17 protein-coding genes are annotated in these 22601 nt (G+C 39.5%); all 17 read right to left on the bottom strand.

Features of this window, described 5'->3' with window-relative positions:
• Window positions 1-485: 485 nt before the first annotated feature.
• Window positions 486-2933, bottom strand: coding sequence for a hypothetical protein (locus RAO94_08965; protein MDP8322466.1), 2448 nt, complete (start codon window positions 2931-2933; stop codon window positions 486-488).
• A 164-nt stretch (window positions 2934-3097) separates the two neighbouring features.
• Window positions 3098-3862 (bottom strand): prepilin peptidase, encoded by a 765-nt coding sequence (locus tag RAO94_08970; protein ID MDP8322467.1) that lies wholly within the window; start codon window positions 3860-3862, stop codon window positions 3098-3100.
• A 71-nt stretch (window positions 3863-3933) separates the two neighbouring features.
• Window positions 3934-5187: a type II secretion system F family protein gene (locus RAO94_08975; protein MDP8322468.1), complete on the bottom strand. Its 1254-nt coding sequence runs from the start codon at window positions 5185-5187 to the stop codon at window positions 3934-3936.
• 33 nt (window positions 5188-5220) lie between these two features.
• Window positions 5221-6927, bottom strand: a complete 1707-nt coding sequence (locus RAO94_08980; GenBank protein ID MDP8322469.1) for an ATPase, T2SS/T4P/T4SS family — start codon at window positions 6925-6927, stop codon at window positions 5221-5223.
• A 17-nt stretch (window positions 6928-6944) separates the two neighbouring features.
• Window positions 6945-9440, bottom strand: a complete 2496-nt coding sequence (locus RAO94_08985; GenBank protein ID MDP8322470.1) for a hypothetical protein — start codon at window positions 9438-9440, stop codon at window positions 6945-6947.
• A gap of 2 nt (window positions 9441-9442) precedes the next feature.
• A complete protein-coding gene (locus tag RAO94_08990; GenBank protein MDP8322471.1) occupies window positions 9443-10840 on the bottom strand; it encodes a secretin and TonB N-terminal domain-containing protein in 1398 nt (465 codons plus the stop codon).
• A 21-nt stretch (window positions 10841-10861) separates the two neighbouring features.
• Complete coding sequence (locus tag RAO94_08995) at window positions 10862-11437, bottom strand: hypothetical protein (protein MDP8322472.1); 576 nt, start codon at window positions 11435-11437, stop codon at window positions 10862-10864.
• 1 nt (window position 11438) lies between these two features.
• Window positions 11439-11996, bottom strand: a complete 558-nt coding sequence (locus RAO94_09000; protein MDP8322473.1) for a hypothetical protein — start codon at window positions 11994-11996, stop codon at window positions 11439-11441.
• Window positions 11993-12592 (bottom strand): PilN domain-containing protein, encoded by a 600-nt coding sequence (locus RAO94_09005; GenBank protein MDP8322474.1) that lies wholly within the window; start codon window positions 12590-12592, stop codon window positions 11993-11995. Before RAO94_09005 ends, RAO94_09000 begins: the two co-directional genes overlap by 4 nt.
• 10 nt (window positions 12593-12602) lie before the next feature.
• On the bottom strand, window positions 12603-13676 hold the full coding sequence (pilM, locus tag RAO94_09010; GenBank protein ID MDP8322475.1) for a type IV pilus assembly protein PilM: 1074 nt from the start codon (window positions 13674-13676) through the stop codon (window positions 12603-12605).
• 63 nt (window positions 13677-13739) lie between these two features.
• Entirely contained in the window at window positions 13740-15677 is a 1938-nt protein-coding gene (locus tag RAO94_09015) for a hypothetical protein (GenBank protein ID MDP8322476.1), read from the bottom strand.
• Window positions 15678-15692: 15 nt separating this feature from the next.
• Window positions 15693-16373, bottom strand: coding sequence for a hypothetical protein (locus RAO94_09020; protein MDP8322477.1), 681 nt, complete (start codon window positions 16371-16373; stop codon window positions 15693-15695).
• Complete coding sequence (locus tag RAO94_09025; protein ID MDP8322478.1) at window positions 16373-16846, bottom strand: hypothetical protein; 474 nt, start codon at window positions 16844-16846, stop codon at window positions 16373-16375. Before RAO94_09025 ends, RAO94_09020 begins: the two co-directional genes overlap by 1 nt.
• Window positions 16847-17902 (bottom strand): type IV pilus twitching motility protein PilT, encoded by a 1056-nt coding sequence (locus RAO94_09030; protein MDP8322479.1) that lies wholly within the window; start codon window positions 17900-17902, stop codon window positions 16847-16849.
• A 13-nt stretch (window positions 17903-17915) separates the two neighbouring features.
• Window positions 17916-18338, bottom strand: a complete 423-nt coding sequence (locus tag RAO94_09035; protein MDP8322480.1) for a prepilin-type N-terminal cleavage/methylation domain-containing protein — start codon at window positions 18336-18338, stop codon at window positions 17916-17918.
• 407 nt (window positions 18339-18745) lie between these two features.
• The gene (locus RAO94_09040) at window positions 18746-22075 is read right to left on the bottom strand and encodes a C25 family cysteine peptidase (GenBank protein MDP8322481.1); all 3330 of its coding nucleotides are present in this window, start codon (window positions 22073-22075) and stop codon (window positions 18746-18748) included.
• Between the two features lie 119 nt (window positions 22076-22194).
• The gene (locus tag RAO94_09045; GenBank protein ID MDP8322482.1) at window positions 22195-22596 is read right to left on the bottom strand and encodes a thioredoxin family protein; all 402 of its coding nucleotides are present in this window, start codon (window positions 22594-22596) and stop codon (window positions 22195-22197) included.
• Window positions 22597-22601 lie beyond the last annotated feature (5 nt).

A 22601-nucleotide genomic window follows, 5' to 3' on the forward strand; every position in this document is an offset into this window, starting at 1 on the left:
AACAAAATTTACTATCAGGTGATCCGTAAGCTTGACCGGTTCTTAAAATTTCCAATCACTAATCACAAATCACCAATCACTGTGCGAAGCATTATCAGCGTTAATCAGCGTAATCCGCAAAATCCGTGTTCTATGTATTTTTTTCGTCTCATCGAAGATACTCCGTAGCTTTATGCGGAGGAGTACGTCTCACTTCTCACGAAATCAATGTAAGATTTTCAACCACAGAGGTCACAGAGAATGTAATGTAAGATTTTCTGCCGCGAACAAACCGAACAAACGCGAACAAAATTTACTATCAGGTGATCCGTAAGCTTGACCGGTTTTTAAAATTTCCAATCACTAATCACAAATCACCAATCACTGTGCGAAGCATTATCAGCGTTAATCAGCGTAATCCGCAAAATCCGTGTTCTATGTATTTTTTTCGTCTAATCGAAGATACTCCGTAGACTCACGGTGCTAAGCACATCACCAATTACCATTTAATCTACATATCTAAATAGAGTGATGGTTTGAATTACTGATATCTGAGTATCATGGATAGTTGCTGTAACGGCTGCGGTTGCCATGCCAGGTCCACCAGGTCCGGGTGGAGGGCATTCATATTTATGGAAACCTACATATTTATATAGCCGACCATGCTCACCGTTATACCAGCCAGTGAAGCCATCATAGGGATCATCATCTTCATTAAGCCCTTCCCAGTCATATAGATCCATAATTACAGGATCAGTAATATCGGATTCTATGGGATGGATATTTTCATCAGTGGTTTCACCTAATGAACTTACCAGCATTACACGCTGGTTATTTATGGGGCTGTTTTGCCCGTCATGTACAGTTATTCTGCATTGGGTGAGTTTATCTTCTTCATCACCCTCCTCAACCCAGTCACAGTGGATGGGAATACAAACCATGGATAATTCACCATACTGAAGAGGCAATACAAATTCCTGTTCAAAAGTAATATCATCATATATATCTGCTTTGAGATTTATCATTTCATTGGTAAAAGCTCCGTCATAAACCATAGTGCCAAAGGCAGTGCCTGGGAGAGATTCTCCAGCCTGATTTGGACCGCCAACACATCCGGTGTACCCGATACTGGCATAATCAGAATTAGGATCAAGACTGAAATAGACCATAATGCCTTCCATAACCGGATTATTGAAGGCATCTGTGAGGAATGCAGACGTCTCTATTAACCACATGCCACCGTCCAAATCTTCTGCTTCATCCATTCCGGAAATATTGAGCTGGCAGGCAGAAGGTGGACCAGGGTTAACCATAATATCTTCAAAAACGGCAGAGATCATTTGATGATCGGTATTTCTTATCCATGCCTGCACTATGATTAGACCTGTTTGAGTGCCACTGAATACATGAACACGCGCTTCTCCAGCAGTAGAAATAACGCTGGTGGAATCAGTATAGTTATAAACTATATTTTCTATATTGCTTCCCTCGGGACGAGTGAGAAATTTATACCAGACCTGGCAGGGAGAAAGCACCAGATTTTCATTAGTATCTCTAAGTTCCAGACAAATTTCAGAAAAGACACTATTATCGTCACAGGCAATCAGGGTAATAGTTTGAGATGTAAAATTAAGATGGTCAACTTCATCAGGCAAAATTTCCATTTCAGCAGAATCGGTTAATACATTTCCGGCATGATCAGCAGTGATCTGGGCAGTAATGTGATTTAAGCCCATTTGGTTACCTGTATTCAGGTATACAGAAGCAGAGCCATTATAAGTATAGGCTACAGTAGTTGTTCCCAGGGGTGTAATATCAATTTCGCTTGCCTGAAAGAAGCCCAGTTCTGTGGAGAAGGTGATCTCTGAGCAATCAGGAACTGCACCGATTTCATTTAAAGCAGAAGCAGAAACAGAAATAACATTATTGACAGCAGATACAGAGGGCAATTCATCAAGATTGATTTCTATGACATCACTATCGATAATAGTCACGATGATCGTGGTATCAGCAGTGCCAGCATAAGCATGTATCAAGGCAATACCGGTAGTTTCATTATCCCAGAAAGATGAAGTAGCCCAACCATTGGCATCAGTAGTAACGTGAGCAATTATATTCCCGATAGAAGCACTAAAATAAACGCTTTCATTTGTTGCAGCTAAGCCATCCTGATCCTGAACCAGAACTTCGATCTCACTTGAAGTGATACCATTATCAAAATATATAGTATCAGGATTGGCACTGATACTTACAATTTTAAGATAAGGATCAGGAAATATCTCAACTGAATCACATAGTACCTGCCCATAAGCTTCATCTATCCAGGCAGAGATATGAGCCATACCCGGCAGACCGGTATCATAAAAATTAGTATTAGCAGAACCGGAATCGTCTGTATATACCACACTTTGCAGAAGACCTAAATCTGTATAGAGATGAACAGGAATACCCGAAGCGGGAAAACCCTGTTCATCCTGAACAGTTAAATTTACTTCAGAATATGTATCCATGATATTATCAGCATAGAGCATATCGGGTGTAATATTCAGAGAAGTAATCAAAATTGGTAAAGGAAGTATCTCCAAAGAATCTGTGAATGTCTGGCTCTCATTCTTCAGACTGGCGGAAATATGAGCAGTCCCTGGAATTCCATTATCGTGGAATACTGCATAGACATGTCCATCTTCTAAGGATGTAGTTTCAGCTTGAATATTTCCCAGATCAGATTCAAAGTAAACTAATTTCCCCTGAACAGGATTGCCATTATTATCAGTGACAAGTATCACTATATTTGAAAATGTTTCATCATTATTATCGGCATAAAGTGTATCCGGGATAATAGACAGGTAACTGATCTCATAATCAATCCCGTCTTCTCTGGAATCACAGGATATCAGCAGAAAGCTGATCATGAGAATAAATATAAAACTGATAATTACTGTGTGATAACGCATAATAAACTCCTCTATCGTTCATTTTGAACTAAACAAACCAATAGAGAAGATAAGCAATCACTTTGTCAAGTATAATTTACAATAAGAATGTTTTCTGTGAACAAAGTTAACAAAGTGAACATTGTTAACGAGATTTATATTATAAAATGTTAGTAGTTATCCATTTAGTAAAAGAAATTGAGATAGAAATAGAGCATATAGTTCCCGGCTATGGTATAGATGAATGCACCGAGGATGAGGAAGGGACCATAAGGGACTTCACTGCTTTTGTCTTTACCTGATAGTATAACCACCAGAAGAGCAATAGCAGCGGAGATAAATATGGTAAAAAGCACACCTTTGATGCCGATAAATGCCCCAATGGCAGCGATAAATTTGATATCGCCACCGCCAAGAGCTTCTCTTTTGAGGGAGTGGCTAATGGCAAGTGCAAGCAGATAGAAGAAAAAGAAACCAGTAGCAGAACCAGTGAGAGCTGAGAGAATAGGCAGATCCACCGCATTAAGGCAAGAAATAGCGAGTCCAATAATTATAAGAGGTAATGAAAGTACATCAGGAATGATCTTATGATAAACATCAATAAAGAAAATCATTATACCTATACTATAAAAGATCAGGTATTTGGCAAAAACCCAGTTAAAAGTGCTGCCAAAGTGCCAGAATAAGGTGATCCAGATAATGGGAGTGATCAATTCCACCAGCATATAATTCATTTTTATCTTCGTTCCGCAATAGGCGCATTTACCTTTGAGGAGCAGGTAGCTGAGAATAGGAATATTGTGCCAGGGCTTGATATTATTCAGGCAATGCGGACATCTTGAGCCAGGTGAAATGATTGACTGATGAAGAGGGATTCTCCAGATACAGACATTAAAGAAGCTGCCAAAAGCTGCCCCAGTAATAAATAGAAAGATATAGATTATAGCCATTATATCACCATATAGAAAACGCTCGGGTCACTTGACCCGAGCATTTAATTATATTCCAGTATTCGATCCTGTTATTTGGCACCAGAAGAGATGGCAAGACCAAGATTGAATATTGGTAAGTAAATCACAATAACAATAGAACCCACGACAGCTGCCATAAGCACAATAAGAAGAGGTTCGATAAGTGATGACAGTCTGTCAATAACCGAGTCCACGAGTTTTTCATAAAACTCAGCAGCCTTGGCAAGCAGTCTATCCATATCACCTGTTTCTTCACCGGTAGCCACGAGCTGCAAAAGAGTAGAAGGGAAAACCCCGGTTCTTTTGAGCGCTCCAGCAACTGTGTAACCTTCTTTTACCATATTACGGGCGTCGGCAACTGCCTTCTCGACAACTGCATTTTGTACCACATCCTGACTGAGCTCCAGTGTATCCATAATGGGTACACCAGCTGTCATCAGAATGCTAAATGTTCTGGCAAACTTACTGAGAATGGAATTTTTCATCAATCCGCCAATAACCGGAACATGCAGGGTCATTTTATCTATAATAAACCTGCCACGATCGCTGAGGTAAATGAGAAAAACTGTCATTATCACTGCTAAGATTATCAAGAAGAAATAGAAGACATTTGCGCCTATCCAGTCAGCAATAAAAATAGCAATCTGAGTAGGTATAGGTAAATCAGCGTCAAAATCTTCATAAACTCTGGCAAACATGGGGATAATGTAATAGAATAAACAAAATGAAACTATCACCAGGAAACAGAGAATAAATGCAGGATATGTAAGCGCTGTGGAAACCTTACGTCTTGTGTCTTCCAGTTTCTCAAGATAAACAGCGAGTTCATCCAGAATTGTATGGAGGGTACCAGAAACCTCACCAGCTTTCACCAGCGAGATATAGAGAGGATTAAAAATACCCGGATGTTCTTCCAGTGCTTCAGATAAGCTAAATCCTTTTTTAATGTCATTAGCAATTTTCACCAACACTTTACGGAACTTATTGTTTTTCTCACTTTTTTCCAGATTGGTTATCGATTTCTCGATGGTTAGTCCAGCCGAGAACATCGTAGCCATCTGGCGAGTGAAAAAGACGAGGGTTCTCAATCCCACACCGGTACGCCACTTATAAATTTGCAGCATCAATTTGTCAAACAGGGACATCTTGCCACGGAATGAACCTTCAGCAGCAGTTTTTACCGATATAACGATATTACCTTCCGCTGCAAGTTTATCCACGGCTTCATCAAGCGAAGTTGCTTTGATGATACCTTCGGAGCGAGCCCCTTTGACATCCTTAATTATATATTGAAAAGCAGCCATATATTTTCCTTCTGCCTGATTTTATAAGCCTGACTATTCAACGACAGTAAACTTGATTACTTCGTTGATAGTAGTCTTACCTTCTTTCATTTTAATAATGGCGCTTTCATGAAGTGAAAGCATTCCATTTTCAAGAGCAGCATCACGGATATAATCCTGATTAGCACCGTCAAAGATCAGGTGTCTGATCTTGGGTGTTACTTCCAGCATCTCAAAGATACCTGTACGACCAGAATACCCGGTATTGTCACAATGGACGCAACCAGCTCCTTTCTTGAAATTGATCTTATCAGCAACTTCCCTACTCATGTCAATACCCTTCAACTCTTCATCTGATGGTTTATAGTCTTTTACACAATGTGGACAGACCCGTCTAACAAGTCTCTGTGCCATCACCAGATTTAAAGAACTGGCTACCAGATAGGGAGGAATACCGATATCGATAAGACGAGTAACAGTGGAAGGTGCGTCATTTGCATGAAGTGTGGAGAACACCAGATGACCGGTAAGTGAGAACTTAATGGCAATATCTGCCGTCTCATGATCTCTAATCTCACCAATCAAAACGATATCCGGGTCCTGACGCAAAACTGAGCGAAGAGCCTTACCAAAGGTAAGCCCTATCTTAGAATTAGCTTCAATCTGACAGATACCATCCAAACGGTATTCCACAGGATCTTCAACTGTTACGATATTATTTTCAATGTCCATGATTTCTTTGAGACCAGCATGGAGAGTAGTGGATTTACCACTACCAGTAGGACCTGACACAATATTTATTCCGTAGGGTCTCTTGATCCACTTTTTAAACATATCAAGGTTATCTTCAGTAAATCCCAGATTAGTGAGAGTAAATCCAAATTCTCCCTTGTCAAGGAGTCTCATCACGACTTTTTCACCCACTACGGTAGGGGTTATTGAAACACGAACATCCACGCTCTTCATCGCTGTTTTCAAGGAGATATGACCATCTTGGGGCAATCTTCTTTCAGCAATATTGAGCTTAGACATAACCTTAATAATAGATACAAGACCCGGATGCATGCTGATAGGCGGAGCCATAACTTCACGCAGAGCTCCATCAACCCTGAATCGAACTCTTGAACTCTTTGAAAGAGGTTCAATATGAATATCAGTACATCCTGATTTAATGGCTTCTGTGATAATAAGATTGATCAGTTTCACTGCAGGAGCATCTTCATCTCCCTTAGAGTCAATTGTGATCTCATTTTCTTCATCATCAACAGCCACAAATTCAAAATTACCGACAGCATCTTCCACCTGGGAAGAAGTTCTGATAGACTTGTAATATCTTTCCAGAGTATCTGTAAGAACACTTTCACCAATCAAAAGTGGGGTGATCGGTAAATCAATAATCTTTTTTAAACTATCCAGAATTACAATATTTTCAGGATCGGTCATAGCCACAAACAGAGTAGTATCTGTTCTCTTTACGGCAATACACCGATTTTCAACCGCAAACGGTTCTGGAATTATCTTCACAACAGAAACTTTCAGTTCGAGCAGATCATCTTCTACTACTACCGGAATATCAAGCTGTTGTTCCAAAGCTTTCAGAAGATCCCTTTCGGTCAGGTATCCTAATTTAACCAGAGTCTCCCCTATCTTAAGTCTGAAATTGTTCTGCTTCACAAGGGCTTCTTTGATCTGATCTTCAGAAACCTTACCCATGTGTACCAGGATCTCACCTAAACGGGCAAATTGGGGATTAAAAGACATTTATGCAGCTCCTATTTTTAATCTGTGTATCTCCACAGTGTAATTGTCGAATTTAAAGAAGTATTAGTTCCAAAGATATTTGCTGTAACGGCTGCAGTTGCCATGCCAGGTCCACCAGGTCCGGGAGGGAGGCATTCATATTTATGGAATATCACACTTTTGAAGAGCACTCCAAGATCACCATCATACCAGCCAGTAAACCCATCATGAGGATCATCGTCATCATTAAGACCATCCCAGTCATATGACTGGAGAATAATCGGGTCTGTGATATCAGATTCGATTGGATGAATGCCATCATCAGTAGGATCACCTATTGAAGAAGTAAATATAATCCTCTGATTACTGATAGGATTTTGCTGACTGTCATGAACAGTCACACGGCATTGTGTTTCCTTATCTTCCCAATCATCTAAAATTACCCAGTCACAATGTATAGGAGTACAGACCATGGTAATCTCACCGTTCTGGAGGGGAAGTTTCAGTTCACCATCAAATTCGATTTCACTACCAACATCTACGTTGACATTAACCATTTCATTGGTGTAGGTGCCATCATAGATCAAGTATGAGAAAGCAGTTCCTGAGAGTGAATCTCCATTAGAATTTTCATTTCCCACAAAAGCATCTGCTGCTTCAACGGAAGCGTAATCCGGATTGGGATCAAGTGAGAAGTATGCTGCTGTTCCATTACCAACCGGGTTACCCCATTCATCAGTAATAAGAGCGGCAATCTGCACTTTCCACATTCCACCATCCATATCTTCACCGCTATCATTTCCACTTATTGCAAATTCACATTGATCTGCTGGTCCTGACTGGACAATTATATTTGGTTTGGAAGCTGAAATCTTTTGACCTTCGAGGTTTCTACACCAGGCTTGAATCTTGATAATACCAGATTCAGTACCGCTATTGACAGATATTACTGCCATACCATTTGAAGAAATAGTACTCGTAGAATCCGACAGGTTATAAACTTCGGTATTAATATTACTTCCCTCAGGATAGTTATTTTCTGGACGAACCAGGAATTTGAACCATACTTCTACAGATTCATCGATCATATTACCATTCATGTCAAAGAGATTAACAGCCAATTCTGCTGATTCTACACCACCAGTACCTTGAACATCAATAGATATCTGAGCCTGGTTAATAAATTGAATAGAATTGACATCATCAGAAATAATAGTGATAGCAGTAGAAGCAGTAGCTGAATCAACAATTGCTGTGATCTGTGCTACACCAGCCTGAATACCTGCTGAATATGTAGCAACTGCTATTCCACCATCAGTAATTGGAACCGGGCTCATAATAGTACCCAAATCACTGGTAAATAATACAACATAATCATTTCTTACTGGATTGCCAAAGCTGTCACGTACATATGCCCATACATAAAGATCTTCCGGACTATTCACAGGAATAATGCTCTGAAGTTCTTCATTTTCGTTCTTGGGTATTAATGTCATTTGTGTAGGTCTGCCAGCCATGAAAGTCATGGTTTCTTCATCAGAAAGTATTGTTTCAATACCAAGACTATCAACAGAAGCAACAATCTCTGCTGACACCACACCTGTTCCTGCCTGAGTTCCAGCATTTAAAAATGCCCTGGCAGATCCATTAGATGTTGTAGTAGTTACAGATTTTCCAAGATAGGTATTATCACTAGCACTTGTCTGGAAAAATCCAAACTCGGTTTCAAAAGTTATTGCTGTTCCATTAGGCACAGAACCAATAACATTGACTGCAAAAGCATCAATCGTACGCACAGTGTTAATAGTGATCTCATTACTCACAACATCCAGAGCCAAATCAATAACTTCCGGCTGAGGTGCGATCACTACAGTAATAGTAGTATCAGTAACACCCACAAAGGCATCAATATCGCAGGTTCCCTCGATACCAGCATCCCAGAAACTTGTTGATGCGATTCCGCTGGAATCTGTTGTTACATGAGAGATAATATTACCAATGCTGGCTCTGAAATACACGTCTTCATTTGTTGCAGCAAAGCCATCCTGATCCTGAACCAGAACTTCTATTTCACTGGAAGTGATACCATTATCAAGATAAATAGTACCAGGATTGGCAGTGATCCTTACAATACTAAGATGAGGATTAGAAAGAACCTCAACTGAATCACGCACAACCTGACCACCTTCAACAGAGGCATTAATATGAGCCATTCCCACCAGTCCATTATCATTGAACGAAGTGAGTGCTACACCATAATCATCTGTATATACTTTTCCCTGAATATATCCTAAATCGGCTTCAAATGAAACCGAGATTCCTACTGCAGGAAATCCTTGATTATCTTCTACTGTTACTCTTACTTCCGCAGAAGTTATTATCTCTTGATCTGCATACAGAGAATTGGGACTTACAGTCATGGAAGTGATATCGTAATTGATCCCATCACCTTCTCTAGAATCGCAGCCAGTTAGCAGTAGAATTGCCGGGATAATAACAGCTAAAAGTATTACCCTTGCTTTCTTCAAATTCATTTTTACTCCTCTTCGGTTTCTTCTTTTAAAATTCGCTTGTCCAGTCGATCATCTGTTAATTTGTAGTTGTAAACATCGTTGATATCTACAATACGCGGAGTAATTTCTATTATCAAATCAGTTTTTTCCATTGAAACGCTTTTGTGTTTGAATAAACCACCGATGTAAGGTATATCGCTTAAAAATGGCAGATTACTGTTTGTAGTAATTATATTAGTAGATAACAAACCACCAACAATTATCCTATGTCCGTTGGGAACTGTCACGGTTGAGGTGATCTTACGCACCTTAGTGCGAGGAATCCTGCCTTGAACAAGTTCTGTTACGGAACTTACTTCGGGTTCAATAGTAGTTGTAATCTGATTGTCACGATTTACCTTTGGTCGAACTCTCAGCATAATACCTACTTCTTCACGTTCCACCTGAACTTCATCATCTTCATCTCTCACTACATAAGGTACTACTTCACCTATATGAATATATCCTTCTTCTCCATTAAGAGCAGTAATGTGAGTATCAGTGAGTAATTCAGCTGCATTGTTTTCCAGCAGAAAATCAAGTGTAATATCAAAAGCTGTAAGCTGACGTGAGAAATGACCAATGTCATTAAATCCGTCTAATTTTTGGAAATACTGATCTTCTGGCACTACATTAAAATCTTCCAGATTTCCGTGCGGAATTGCTCCTGTGTCATCAGTATAACCATAAGGTAAACCAACACCATTAGCATTAGTAGGATCTTCAGCAATGATGGTAGTAAGCTTGTTTAATTTTTGCCAGTCAATACCATATTTTTCAGCTTCAGATACATGCACTTCAATCAACCGGGCGCGAATTTCAATCTGTTTTTGAGGTACATCAATTTCTTCTATTCTTTTGATAGTTTCAGCATATGTGTTTGGATTAGCTCTTATAATTAAAGCATTCTGTCCTTTTATTTCAGAAAAAATGCCTGGCATACCCTTCATGGCATCCACTATCTTGGTTGCTTCCACATAATTAAGATGAACTACATAAGTGCGTTCACCTATTTCTTCATCAATCTTCTTTTTATCGCCTACGATAAAGGTATTTTCTCCAATCAGCCGGTATGACAAACCTACTGATTTTACCACCAGGGAAAGTGCCTGTTCAATGGGAACATCTTTAAGATGTATGGTTATCTTCTTATCTGCAGCTGAATCCTGATCACTACTTTCTTCTGTCGCCATGGCTAAAACTATGTTACAGTCACTCATCTGAGCCATTGTTGCGATAATATTGGAAACCTTCCCATCCGTTGCATCAAGGCTAATCTTGTTATCTAATAATTCAGCACCAGCAAATAGTGATACTGACCCTGTAAGCAAAATTAATATTATGCTAAAAGATAACGATGCTTTAATGTTGAATGATTTCATTTATACTCCTTTGATACTTATTTACCAATTGTATTCTCTTATTGATTTGGATTTGTTTTCAGTTTTAAGTTTTTCGGGTTTGGGAGGTATCTTGCTCAGCTTCATGTCATAATCCTTACCATTATACTTATAAGTGATCACTCCAGGTTGAATGTCAGTAATCTGACCAATTGCTCCTGAGGAAAATTCATCTCCCAATTCGAACTTATCACCAATTCCATAAAGAGTAGTCATCCCTTTATAGCTGATAGCGGCTTTCTTCTCGCCGATCTCTGGTAAAATCGTCATTTCCAGACGAACCAGATTTTCCACTTTCTCACGCCATTGCTTTTCCAGATCCTTCTGCGTCTTAACGATCAAATTCTGTTCCAGCGGGTCTTTCTCAACCGTGAAATAGAAATTTTTCCGATCGCTGATTGAGGAATCAATTTCCTGGATCTGTTGCAGCAGCTTTTCTCCCAGTCCCATCTTTTTATACTTGGAATCTTCGGGTACGTCTACGATCTTTTTATAGAGAGACGATGTTTTGATCCCAAAGGCTAAAAGCAGAATTACTACAAGTACAATGACAAAATCTTTCAAATACTTTTGTTCCACTTTATGCCTCCTTTATAATCTTAAATGTTGAAAGCTCAATTGTTATCTTGTAACGGGTATCAGCCCCAACATCCATCATTTCTGACTTTCCACGTGCTTGATAGGGAGTCACATCAAGAGTTTTTATCTTAATTATGCTGTCCAATGCCTCCATGTCTGTCAAAAATTTACCTAACTGCACAAATGTGCAATTCAATTCCATCGTATATAGATGTTCCAGAGATCTCCCACCAAGTGCTGATATGTCTTTATGTGAATAACTTACAATGGGGAATTTATATTTTTCAGCTATATCGTAAAGTTGTTTGGTAAAAGTACCAATTTCATCTGCATCAAATTTCTTATCAGTTGTGATACTGCCCATGATAACACGGGATACTTGACGCAACTGCTCATTGAGCACTTTGGCACTATTTAATTTTTCTTGCTCGACCTTTATCCGTTCATCATATTTATCAATGCGACCAATCTTATCAGCTATGATCTGCGAGCTGAAATGGAAGAACAGAATAGAGACCATGATCATTATAGCGAGTAAAATTAAGTAATGTTGTCTCATCGTCTCCTCCTCTTTTTTATAGTGTCTGATCCCTCATGAACACAGTCAATCTGGAACCTGATTATCTCTACATCCTTTTCATAATCGCGATTTGATTTTACGAAATAAATCTCATCAAAATCACCGCTAATCTGGGAATTATTCTTCAGATTCTCGACGAATTCATTGATCAGATCAAACTCTTTCTCATTTTTATCTAACCGGGTGATACCAAAAATACTCAGAACATCATTCTTGAAAGAAAAATTTGTGATCGCAATCTTGTCACTTGTCTTTTCTGACAGGGCTACAAGTTTCTTTGACCAGAAAATTCTATCAGTACTGATCTCTGCAATATTGGTCAAGTCCTTGGAGGATAAATACTGATCATTCTCTTTATATGACTTGATCTCTAATTTAATATCTGCGAGGAGTTGACGACGGTTATCAACCTTGCGAGCCATTATACCATTATAATATAGAACTACACCATAAATAATTGCAGTAAATACTATAAATGCTAACGCCGTAGTCCTGAAAGTACGACGCTCTTTTAGTACAGCTTGCTTCAGTTCACCGTATTTGTTTAAGTTAATCTTAAAAAATAGCTGGTTCATATCATCTCCTCTATTCCGGTCTCATTGCCAGACCCAACGCCAGCGCCAACTGAGGATCCTGTGCATCAGCAAATTTATCTGCACCGTCAATTTCCGTCATAGGATTGAATACTTCGGTTGGAATATTCAATTGCTCTGAAAGATATTCAGGTAAACCTTTCAGTTTTGCAGTGCCACCTACTAATAGAATTTTCCGGAAATCACTATCTCCGGCTTCCTTTACATAAAATCTCAATGAACGCTTAACTTCCATCGCGATCTGTTCGATTGCTGACTTTTCTGTAATGTCAAGTGCTAAAAGTGATTCTTTACTGCCAGCCTTATCCATGGCTTTCATACCTAATTCCTTTTTCATCTTCTCAGCTTCTTCAAATGAACACTTGTGAAGCTTTGCTAAATCCTTGGAATAGTGATAGCCACCCCAGCTGATATCACGGGTAAAGAATTTTGCCTTATTACTGTAAACTACCATATTGGTCTTATAAGCACCTATATTTAAAAGTACATAAAGACCATCTTCATCTATGGTTGTTAGAGCAAAACTATTGGCAACGGCTAATGACTCCAGATCCACTACATTCGGTTGAAGTCCTCCAGCGCCTAATATCTGAGTATGCTCATTCAACAAAGATTTCGTGGTAGAAGCAAGCAGAATATTCATATTATTCGTCTTTTCTTCTACATTTAATACCTGATAATCAAGGACCATTTCTGATCCACTGATCGGTAAATGCTTCTTTGCTTCAAAGAACAAGGCAGACTCCAGCTCCTCTTCAGGCAGAAAAATCGTTTTGATCTGCTTAATGCTGGTATTGTCACCTCCAACAGAGGTTACCAGATGCTTCACCTTTTTGGGATTGATCTTGAGCGAACGCAGCATCCCGGTTAAAACTGGAGCAAATCGGTCATTCATTAAGTCTGACTGATTATGCTCCAATCCTTCCGGTATGGTTGGCCTGATTGCATAATTCACTAATTTATAACCTTCATGAACATGCCTCAGATGAACCAGCTTGATGCTGTGAGTGCCTATATCAAGCCCTATTGATTCTTTAATCTTATTAAGTTTTTTCTTCTTCGCCATATATCTCACCTGTTTTAAAATTAAAATTCATTATATTCTCTGGGCGCTTAAGCGCCACCGATATTAATTTCCGGGTGGCACTTTCATTGTCCAGCCAGTTGAACTGTAGAACAAATCTGAGTTGCCAAGCCCTTCATAAACTTGTGGATAATCAGGTGGTAACATACCATTATCTATCCGACTATCCCAGTTATAATCTTTATCATATCCTGTCGTTCCATGAGTTCCATCATAATGCCAGTGGTCGAGGTCCCATTCCGTCTCACTTGTATGATTAACAGGATCATTTCCTGATCTGTGCACAAATCCACGCCTGAATTGCTGAACTCCACCATACATGCGAATGAATCCACGTTCTCCCATGCCAGCATTAACACCTTCGGGCCACACTGGATTTAACCAGGGCCAGTCGGTTCCCAGATCTGGGGGATTTAATGGACTTTCATAAGCAGGTGAATCACTTGCAGGAAAACCACAGGTGGTGAATCCATTGTTTGGCACTGGAGGTCCGCCATGCAGCTGAAATCCCTGATTGCCGGTCCAATAGGGAGACGGTGGGAAAATGAACTTATGGAAATCAGGATAATCAACCTGCCAGATATTTCCATTGGGTAATGGAAGATCAAATGGAGGTGTCGATCCATGCGGATGCTGGTAATTGAAGGAGAATATCCCCTCATAATGTGTATTCAGATTGCCATAAAGTTCCCTTTCGCCATCACCAATCGCGGCAAAACAACCATAAAGATAAATATCCTCGCAGTTGTCAGCTCTTACTGTCTCTGTATCAGGATCCCAGTGTTTATACTGAATGTAAATTCTTTCCTCTGATACCAGACCTAACATATCAACATTCACACCCACATCTGGAGGTTCTCCAGGTGCTACGCTGCTATAGGTCAAATCACTGGTGATAAAGATCGTGTCTGCGCAACCCCAGGTCATTTTGCCTGCTACGTTGCCTTCTATCCACAGTTGACAATACACAAACGCTGATTGATCTACCAGAGGGATGTTAAATGTACCAATATCCCACTCAATTGTTTTCACATCAATATAATTCGTCCAGATGGAATCTCCAACTGAGAAATTTGGGGGAATTCTATCAGGGAATGTGTTACGGACCATAAATGTATCACGCTCAGTGATGATATCAGCATATCTGCAGGTTGCATTTGAACCATTTATCTTCACAAAACAGATATCACGATCAATAGAACTATCCAGCAAATAACCATTAGTCCTGATCTCGATAGCGGTTCCCGCAGAAATATTAATATAAGAAGCATTTTCAACATAGCCACCCGGGAAAACTTGGTCCATGGGTGCTGAGTTGACTGCTGGTAATCCAGTGGAATAGTCCATGATCCTGCCATAAGTTGTCACCAGGGCATTGAACGTGGGCCAGCCACCATTATTTCCACCAGTTGTCTGACGAATCCAGATGTCATCATTACTGTGCACTGGTCCATTCATTACGTCAGGACCATAAAATCTCACGTGATCCTGTCCTGTGTATTCGTCGTTTTCAGATGCTTCCCACATGGTATAATACTGATATTGAGCAAGACTTCTACCTGATAATTGACTCTCAGCGTATCTGCGAACTGGTGACTTTTTCATGATGTCGCTGCTGCTTTCAGAAGCACGCCCACGTTTCACCTTGATCAAGGTTGGACCAATCCGCACTCTACCATTGTTGAAAACTGGCTGATTATCAATTTTATAGGTAGTTCTCCTTTCTCCATTCTTAATTTCTACATCATGATCACTGTTAGGAAACAATGCAGGATTTAGCTGCATTATTATATTTGTACGCATTTGCTCTGATCTCAACAAGGTTTCCGCTTGAAGTATATCATTTCCATATTGTATCTTCATATTATCAAAACGAATCAGACCCATCATTGAGATCGTGGAAATGCTCGCAATTAAAATTACAATTACAGAAGCACTTAATAACAGGACAGCACCTTTTTCACTTAATAAAAGTTTTTTCATTTTTGCCTCCTGCCTTTAAATGACCAGTTCGGTGGGAGTATTACCCATGAATACTTTTGTGCTGTATTTAATTGATTTTGTATTCATGCGCAGATCATCATCCGCCGATTGACCATTACTACGCTCGCGAAAGCGTACCTGTGCTTCCAGATTGATTCCAATTAAGCGTACATTACCATTATTATCAACTTTCAGTGGGGTGAAAGCCGAGTCATTATTTATTATTCGATATTTTAGCACTCCGTTTATTCGCGTACTCCCTTCAGGGAATATCCATATATCTCGGGAATTAGTTAATGGTGATGAAAACATGGTTGCACCATAATTACCACGAATCTTCATTGCTCCACTGCCATCGATAGAAACTTGACTCTCTATCGGAAACTGCGGATTTGTATCGATTTTCATGGTTATCGAGTTTCCATTGCCACCTATTGTCGTTTGATTGGCGGATAATAATCCGCTCAATGCCTGACTGTTAGTATTGATGCCACGTTGAACATAGCCATATCGGATTGTCTCAATCGCGTGAAAAAGATCATCCTGGAGTTTTGTGTACTCTTTTAAGTCCTGATAGGCTGCAGTGAAATTAAGCACTGACATCGCCAAAACTGCGAATACTATAACTCCTAAAGGTAGCGAAGCAACTATGTCCGGTAACAAAATACCACTTTCGTTATGTATTTTATTAAACATTAGATGCTACTCCTTTTCCAGTAGTAATCTTCCTGTATCATTATACTATGGCTTTTGTTCTGAATACTGGTCATACTCGAGGTTGGGTTTTCTTTCCACCTGACATAAATCTTGACATAATCGCGATTGTATCCTACTAAACCGTAGGGATTGCCAATTATTGATGATTCAATGGTCACGATTGCAGTGGTTAACTTACCCTTATAATTCTCCAGGGTTACAGATTCTGTTCCTGGTTGTACTCTTGGTCTCGAGTAAATACCATTACTCTTGTTGTTATACTTGATTTCCTCAAGGTAACCTTGAGCAATTAGCAAAGCACTGCGGGTATGATAATGCAAATCCGCCTGTGCCCGGGCGTATTCAATTGACATGAACAATCCCAGTATAGCTATTGATACTATAAGCGTCACCGCTAATACGTGAATCAATCCAAAGCCAGATTCATTACGTATATCTACTATTTTATTCATTTAGAAACCTACGCCGGTCGCAAACATCTTGGGATTATCTGCAACCTGTTCCGCTACGGTCCTATCGATCAATCCGTTCATTACATGATTGTATAATGATTGATCTACGGTTTGCATACCTTCTTTGGTCCCACTCTGGATTACTGAAGGTATCTGGTATGTTTTTTCTTCGCGAATCAGATTTCGCACAGCTGCATTAGCTATCATGATCTCCAGTGCAGGAATACGTCCATCAATATCTTTACGGGGTAATAGGGTCTGTGCCACTACTGCCTGCAAAGATTCTGATAACATGGATCGTATCTGCCCCTGTTGTTCTTTAGGGAACATGTCAATTATACGGTCTATTGATTTTGTTGCACTTGATGTATGCAGTGTTGCCATTACAAGATGACCTGTCTCTGCAGCAGTCAGTGCCAAAGACACCGTCTCAAGATCACGCATCTCACCCACCAGGATCACATCCGGATCCTCACGCAGGGCAGAACGCAATGCTGCAGTAAATGACCATGTATCATGACCTAATTCACGCTGATTTACCAGCGAATTCTTACTCGTATGCACAAACTCGATCGGGTCTTCAATAGAAATAATGTGGCACTGCTTCTTCTCATTCACATGGTCTATCATTGTAGCCAATGTGGTTGATTTGCCACTACCTGTCGGACCCGTAACCAGTATCAAACCTTTCTGGCGTAATGCAAGCCTTGATAATATCTCCGGAAGATGAAGCTCTTCCAAACTTTTTATCTCATTCGGAATTACTCGAAAAGCACATGCCCTTCCATTCACTTGATGAAAGGCATTTACACGAAATCGAGTCTGATCATCCAGTTTTGTGGAAAAATCAAATTCCAGCCGTTCCATAAAAAGGGTCTTTTGACTCTCATTCATGGTTGAGAATATTAGCTCATCAACATCATCTTGACTCATTACTGGCATATTCAGCTTCTTCATCCGTCCATAAACTCGCACCATTGGTACGGAGCCAGCACTAATATGAAGATCCGATGCTCCTGCATCTGCTGTAAATTGTAGTAATTCCTTTATAGTCAAAGCTTGCCTCCGATTAATCGATGTTTTCTTCTTCTTGCTCTTCCTGATCGATTCCGTAGCCGTGATACAAAGCTTCCTCTACATCATACCATACCTGTTTTCCTTCCCCTGCTGGAAAATCACTTGTAGAAGTACCTATGTACTTTGATGGGGGATTTCCGATAACTTCAAATTCCCAGTTCTTTTCGGTTGCGTTACCTAATTTTGCGTCAATTAATGCATCTTCTACGGCATAACCTTCTGTTGTGCCAAATGTCTGATACTGTACACGAAAAGCACTACGGATTGCTGCGATAGCACTCTGAGCTTCAGTAGCTCTTGCCTTGTTTACATAACTCATGTAAATCGGTACTGCGATTGCGGCAAGGATAGCAATAATTACTACCACTACCAACAACTCAATCAAACTAAATCCTTTTTGGTTCTTGAACTTCATCAACATTCTTCCTCCTTATTGATGATACTTTCTTTTTTTGATATAATATATTCTATAGCAGAATATGTTCCACTTTTCGAAATTCTCTTTAATTTTAATAGAAGTGAAATAATTTATCTATCTTTTTCATACCTTCACCTTCTTTCCAACACTCTAAGTTCATATCTCTTATCTCCTGATGCCATTTAAGGGACATCTATGAAATGCTGTCAATAAAAATTTACTTTAAGTAGCTCTTGCCTGACTACTAATCCTCTCATTGATCAGCTATACAATTTCCCGCTTTTATATATTTTCTGTCTATTATTTTCTTTACACCCTGTAAGTTTTGTTGACAATTTTGTAGACAATAAAAATGCCCCGTCCTTTCCAGAACGGGGCTGCTTCTATTTCCAAGGATAATTTTATTACTTCATTAATACCATTTTTTTCGTAGTTGTATAATCACTGGTGCTGAACTTATAAAAATATACACCACTACTTACAGGTTTTCCGGAATCATCTCTACCCTGCCAGATTACTGAGTGCTCACCAGCTTCCTGAGTTCCTGAAATAAGAGTTTTTACGATTTGTCCACGGATATTATAAATAGTTAAATTTACTATTCCCGCTTCCTGCATATTAAACTTGATATCTGTTACAGGATTGAATGGGTTAGGATAATTTCCTATATCAAAAGCTGAACTTACTTCATCTTCATCTGTCTCTATGGGTTCGAGAACTTCCACGGTAACTGGAATTCTGGTTTCCAAACGGTTATCAGTGATAACTATCTCACACTCATGTAAACCTATTTCCATGTCCTCGGTATTGATAGTAACATCGATAATTGAGGCCTCACCATAACCAAGTTCACCTTCTATCTCACTTAACAATATCCAGCTCAGAGGATATGTCATCTCAATCTCACCAAACAGATCATGAGGTTCTTGACCATAGCCATCGCCATTTATACGCCATTCAAGGATCATGCCACCAGTATAACCAGGATTGATCTCAATATCTATATCACAAGTTGCTGTTTCTCCATCACGCAATCTGCCATATCCATTTTGTGTCTCACCATACCAGTTTACGTCAACTCCGTCTCCACTTACGCCGTCCCATTCCAAAGGTCCGCCAGAGCCACCCACAAAATCAGTTACTCCGGTTATATTCACTCCATCAGGAAAACCTATCATTAATCCCTGTACCCATTCATCATCAACGCTGTTATTAGTAACGCTGAATGTCCAGGTGATTATCTCGCCGGGTTCAAAATGATGTGTATTACAGGTCACTTCTGAGTTTTCAATACTTCTTCCAGTAACTGCTTCTGTACGTAAACTGTAAAATACGGGATCTGTGCGGTAATTGGAGATTTCTATCTGATCTTCTCCGTTTTCTCCCCGAATGATCTCAAAATTAAGGTCCCCCGGAGTGATCCAAAGTCCTGGAGGTGCATAACTCGCCAGCATATAAATTTCTATCCACTCTGCTTCATCACAGCTCATCGTTACTGTTACTTCAAAGGGATGACCAAAATTAATATCATCAGATACATCAAAACTAAAAATATCTTCCAGATTTAAAAGTTCCTCTGATGCTACATCACCTAATACTTCTTCTCCATCAGTTATCGTGATATACTCATCATCAATAGCAATACTCACTACAGTATTTGTTGCCTGCTCGCTACCAAGGTTTTCGATATTAAGGCTAATCTCCACTGTATCACCAGCATCGATCACGTCATCACCATTGCTGTTAATATCAAAGGAATGTAAAAGTAGATATGGACCTTCATTAGGCAGCAACTGAATAATCTCTTCAGAAGTAATTTTATTATAGGCAGTAATTACAAGATCAAGGTCTGCCGGCATGGCAGGAGTATTTGTCATATCAATCACAAATTCTCCATTCTCATCAGCATATCCATTATCAATTATCATTCCTTCATAACTCAGGCAATACATGGCTCCAGGTGCATCCGTAACTACTTCAAAATCTGGTAAACCAATAAATGCTGTAGGCAGATGCTCGATTTCCATTGCCAAAGGTGTCATTGTCCTCACCTGCAATGATGGATCTCCAAATATATGCCAGGTCTTTGCCATGGCAACATCACCACTTTCGTCGATCATATATGATACACCATTAAACCATAATCCACCTAAGGTGTTCAATTCATCTGCAATCATCAAATCTATCGATTCGTCCTGTGCATACATAGGTGGTGCCCAGCTTTGATTAATTGAAGACGCAAAAATTGCAGTAGCTCCTGTAGGTGCATCACCATTAGTAGCACGCATCCAGGCTTCAGCAAAACAGGTAGTAGACGTAAAATTACCATTTACACAGGCAATAGAACTTATAAAGGGAAGCATATAATCATTTGTAAGGGCATTCACATGAGTATTAGAAAATCCTGTAGATACCCAGCTCGTATTAGAGCCGTGACCACAATAATTGATTATTCCGCGACCTTCATTTAAGGCATTTGCCACCATTGTAGCATTTCCGCCATTAGTATCATATATCTCATCTACTTCCAGATATCCATAATCTATAAGATCATCACGGATATATCCTATATGCACGTAATCTGCTTCTCCATAATGTCCTTGACCAGATCCCTGAGAAGAAGCTATTCCTACACCCTTCTGCATCCAGTCTCCATCTATTACATCACGCTCATAATATACTGACCGCTCAACTTGAGTTTCCACCTGTGCTTCTGTCTCAGCGGAAAATCTGCCTATAAATATCTCTGAATAATTATCATTTCCCTCTAAATAAGTGTATTGAGGATCTCCACCAGCTCCTGAATAACTCTTGGTTGCTAATTGCGTGCCATCTCCAACTAAAAGTATCCACACAAGTCCATCTCCAGCTTCATATTCTGAAGTAATAAAATTCTGAATACTTGTAGAATTATTACCGATAACACTCACATCTTCCAATGTGGTTGGAATTCCCTTGGCATTTTTCCAGTCCACAAAAGGCTGCATCTCATCCATAAAATCAGGATAACTGATCACGATCATTCTGCCTGCTGTCTCACTTATCTGATCATAACGGGTTGTTGAGATATATTCATTCCAGTTTATAAATTCTCTTTCATATAATGTTACGAATTCCGGACGGAAAGAAATATGACTTTCTTTAATATTTACCGTATCTGTGCCAATATTGACTATGGAAAAAGTAACATTTGTGTACACCCGCAGTATTCCACTTACAGGATTATACTGCATCGGCATTATATTAACCGCTATCCCACGCACATCTCTAAATATATATGGTGTCTGTAAACTGGCAATGCTTTCTGGATAAAAGGCATCTTCAGTATATTGTGCACCAAATTCAAAAGGAACTGTGGAAGGATCAATACTACGAGACATTATCCCCCTGCTGGGAGCAATATTCATCTCATATTCCACATATTCGCTTGATATGACATTAACTTCCATCAATCCAGCATCTGATATTGCCAGATTACGCACTATACGAGCTACTTCTGGACTTCCGGCTTCACTTGTACGACTCTCTCCATTTAATCCTACACGCCAACACGTCTCGCCATCGATCATTACAGCTTCACGATTAAAACTGCCTAATTGCAGCTCTAATTCACTGGAAGCTTCATTTGAATTGATTACGTTTACGCTTAATCCATTGCCATTGATCTCTATTACCTCAGCGTTTATAACTAAGGTTAAGAAAATTATGAGTAAAACAAGTAATGATTTTTTCATCCTTACCCTCCGATTTATTTCTATTCTTTTCTCATACTCCATTATTTAAGCATAATTCATTCCAATACTTGCAATACTCCTGCTAAATATTCTCCCAGGATATTATTATTTTTTTGTAATTATTGCTTTTCGTCTGGTGCGATCCCTCTTTCTAATAATACCTTGGCAATTTCTTCCGTCGGATAATATCCAATGTGACGATGGAATTCTTTGCCCTCAGAGTCAAGGAATATCTGTGTAGGGATCATCTTTATTCCATATTCACCTGAAAGTTTTTTTTCCTCATTTACATTGTGAAAGATCACTTCCACCTTATCCCCATAATCTACTCGAACTTCTTCCATCACCTTTTCCATCATCTTGCAGGGTATGCAGGTGGTTGAGCCAAATTCCAAAAATGTCACCACTGGCTTTGCCACACTCAATGTATCCTGCATTACTGTGTCCTGTATTGCAACTTCCTCAGACCATAAAACAGCAGCCATTATAAATAATAAGACCAGTAATATTATCTGCCTCATCTCTT

This window comes from Candidatus Stygibacter australis, assembly GCA_030765845.1.
GTDB classification, from domain to species: Bacteria; Cloacimonadota; Cloacimonadia; order Cloacimonadales; family TCS61; genus Stygibacter; species Stygibacter australis.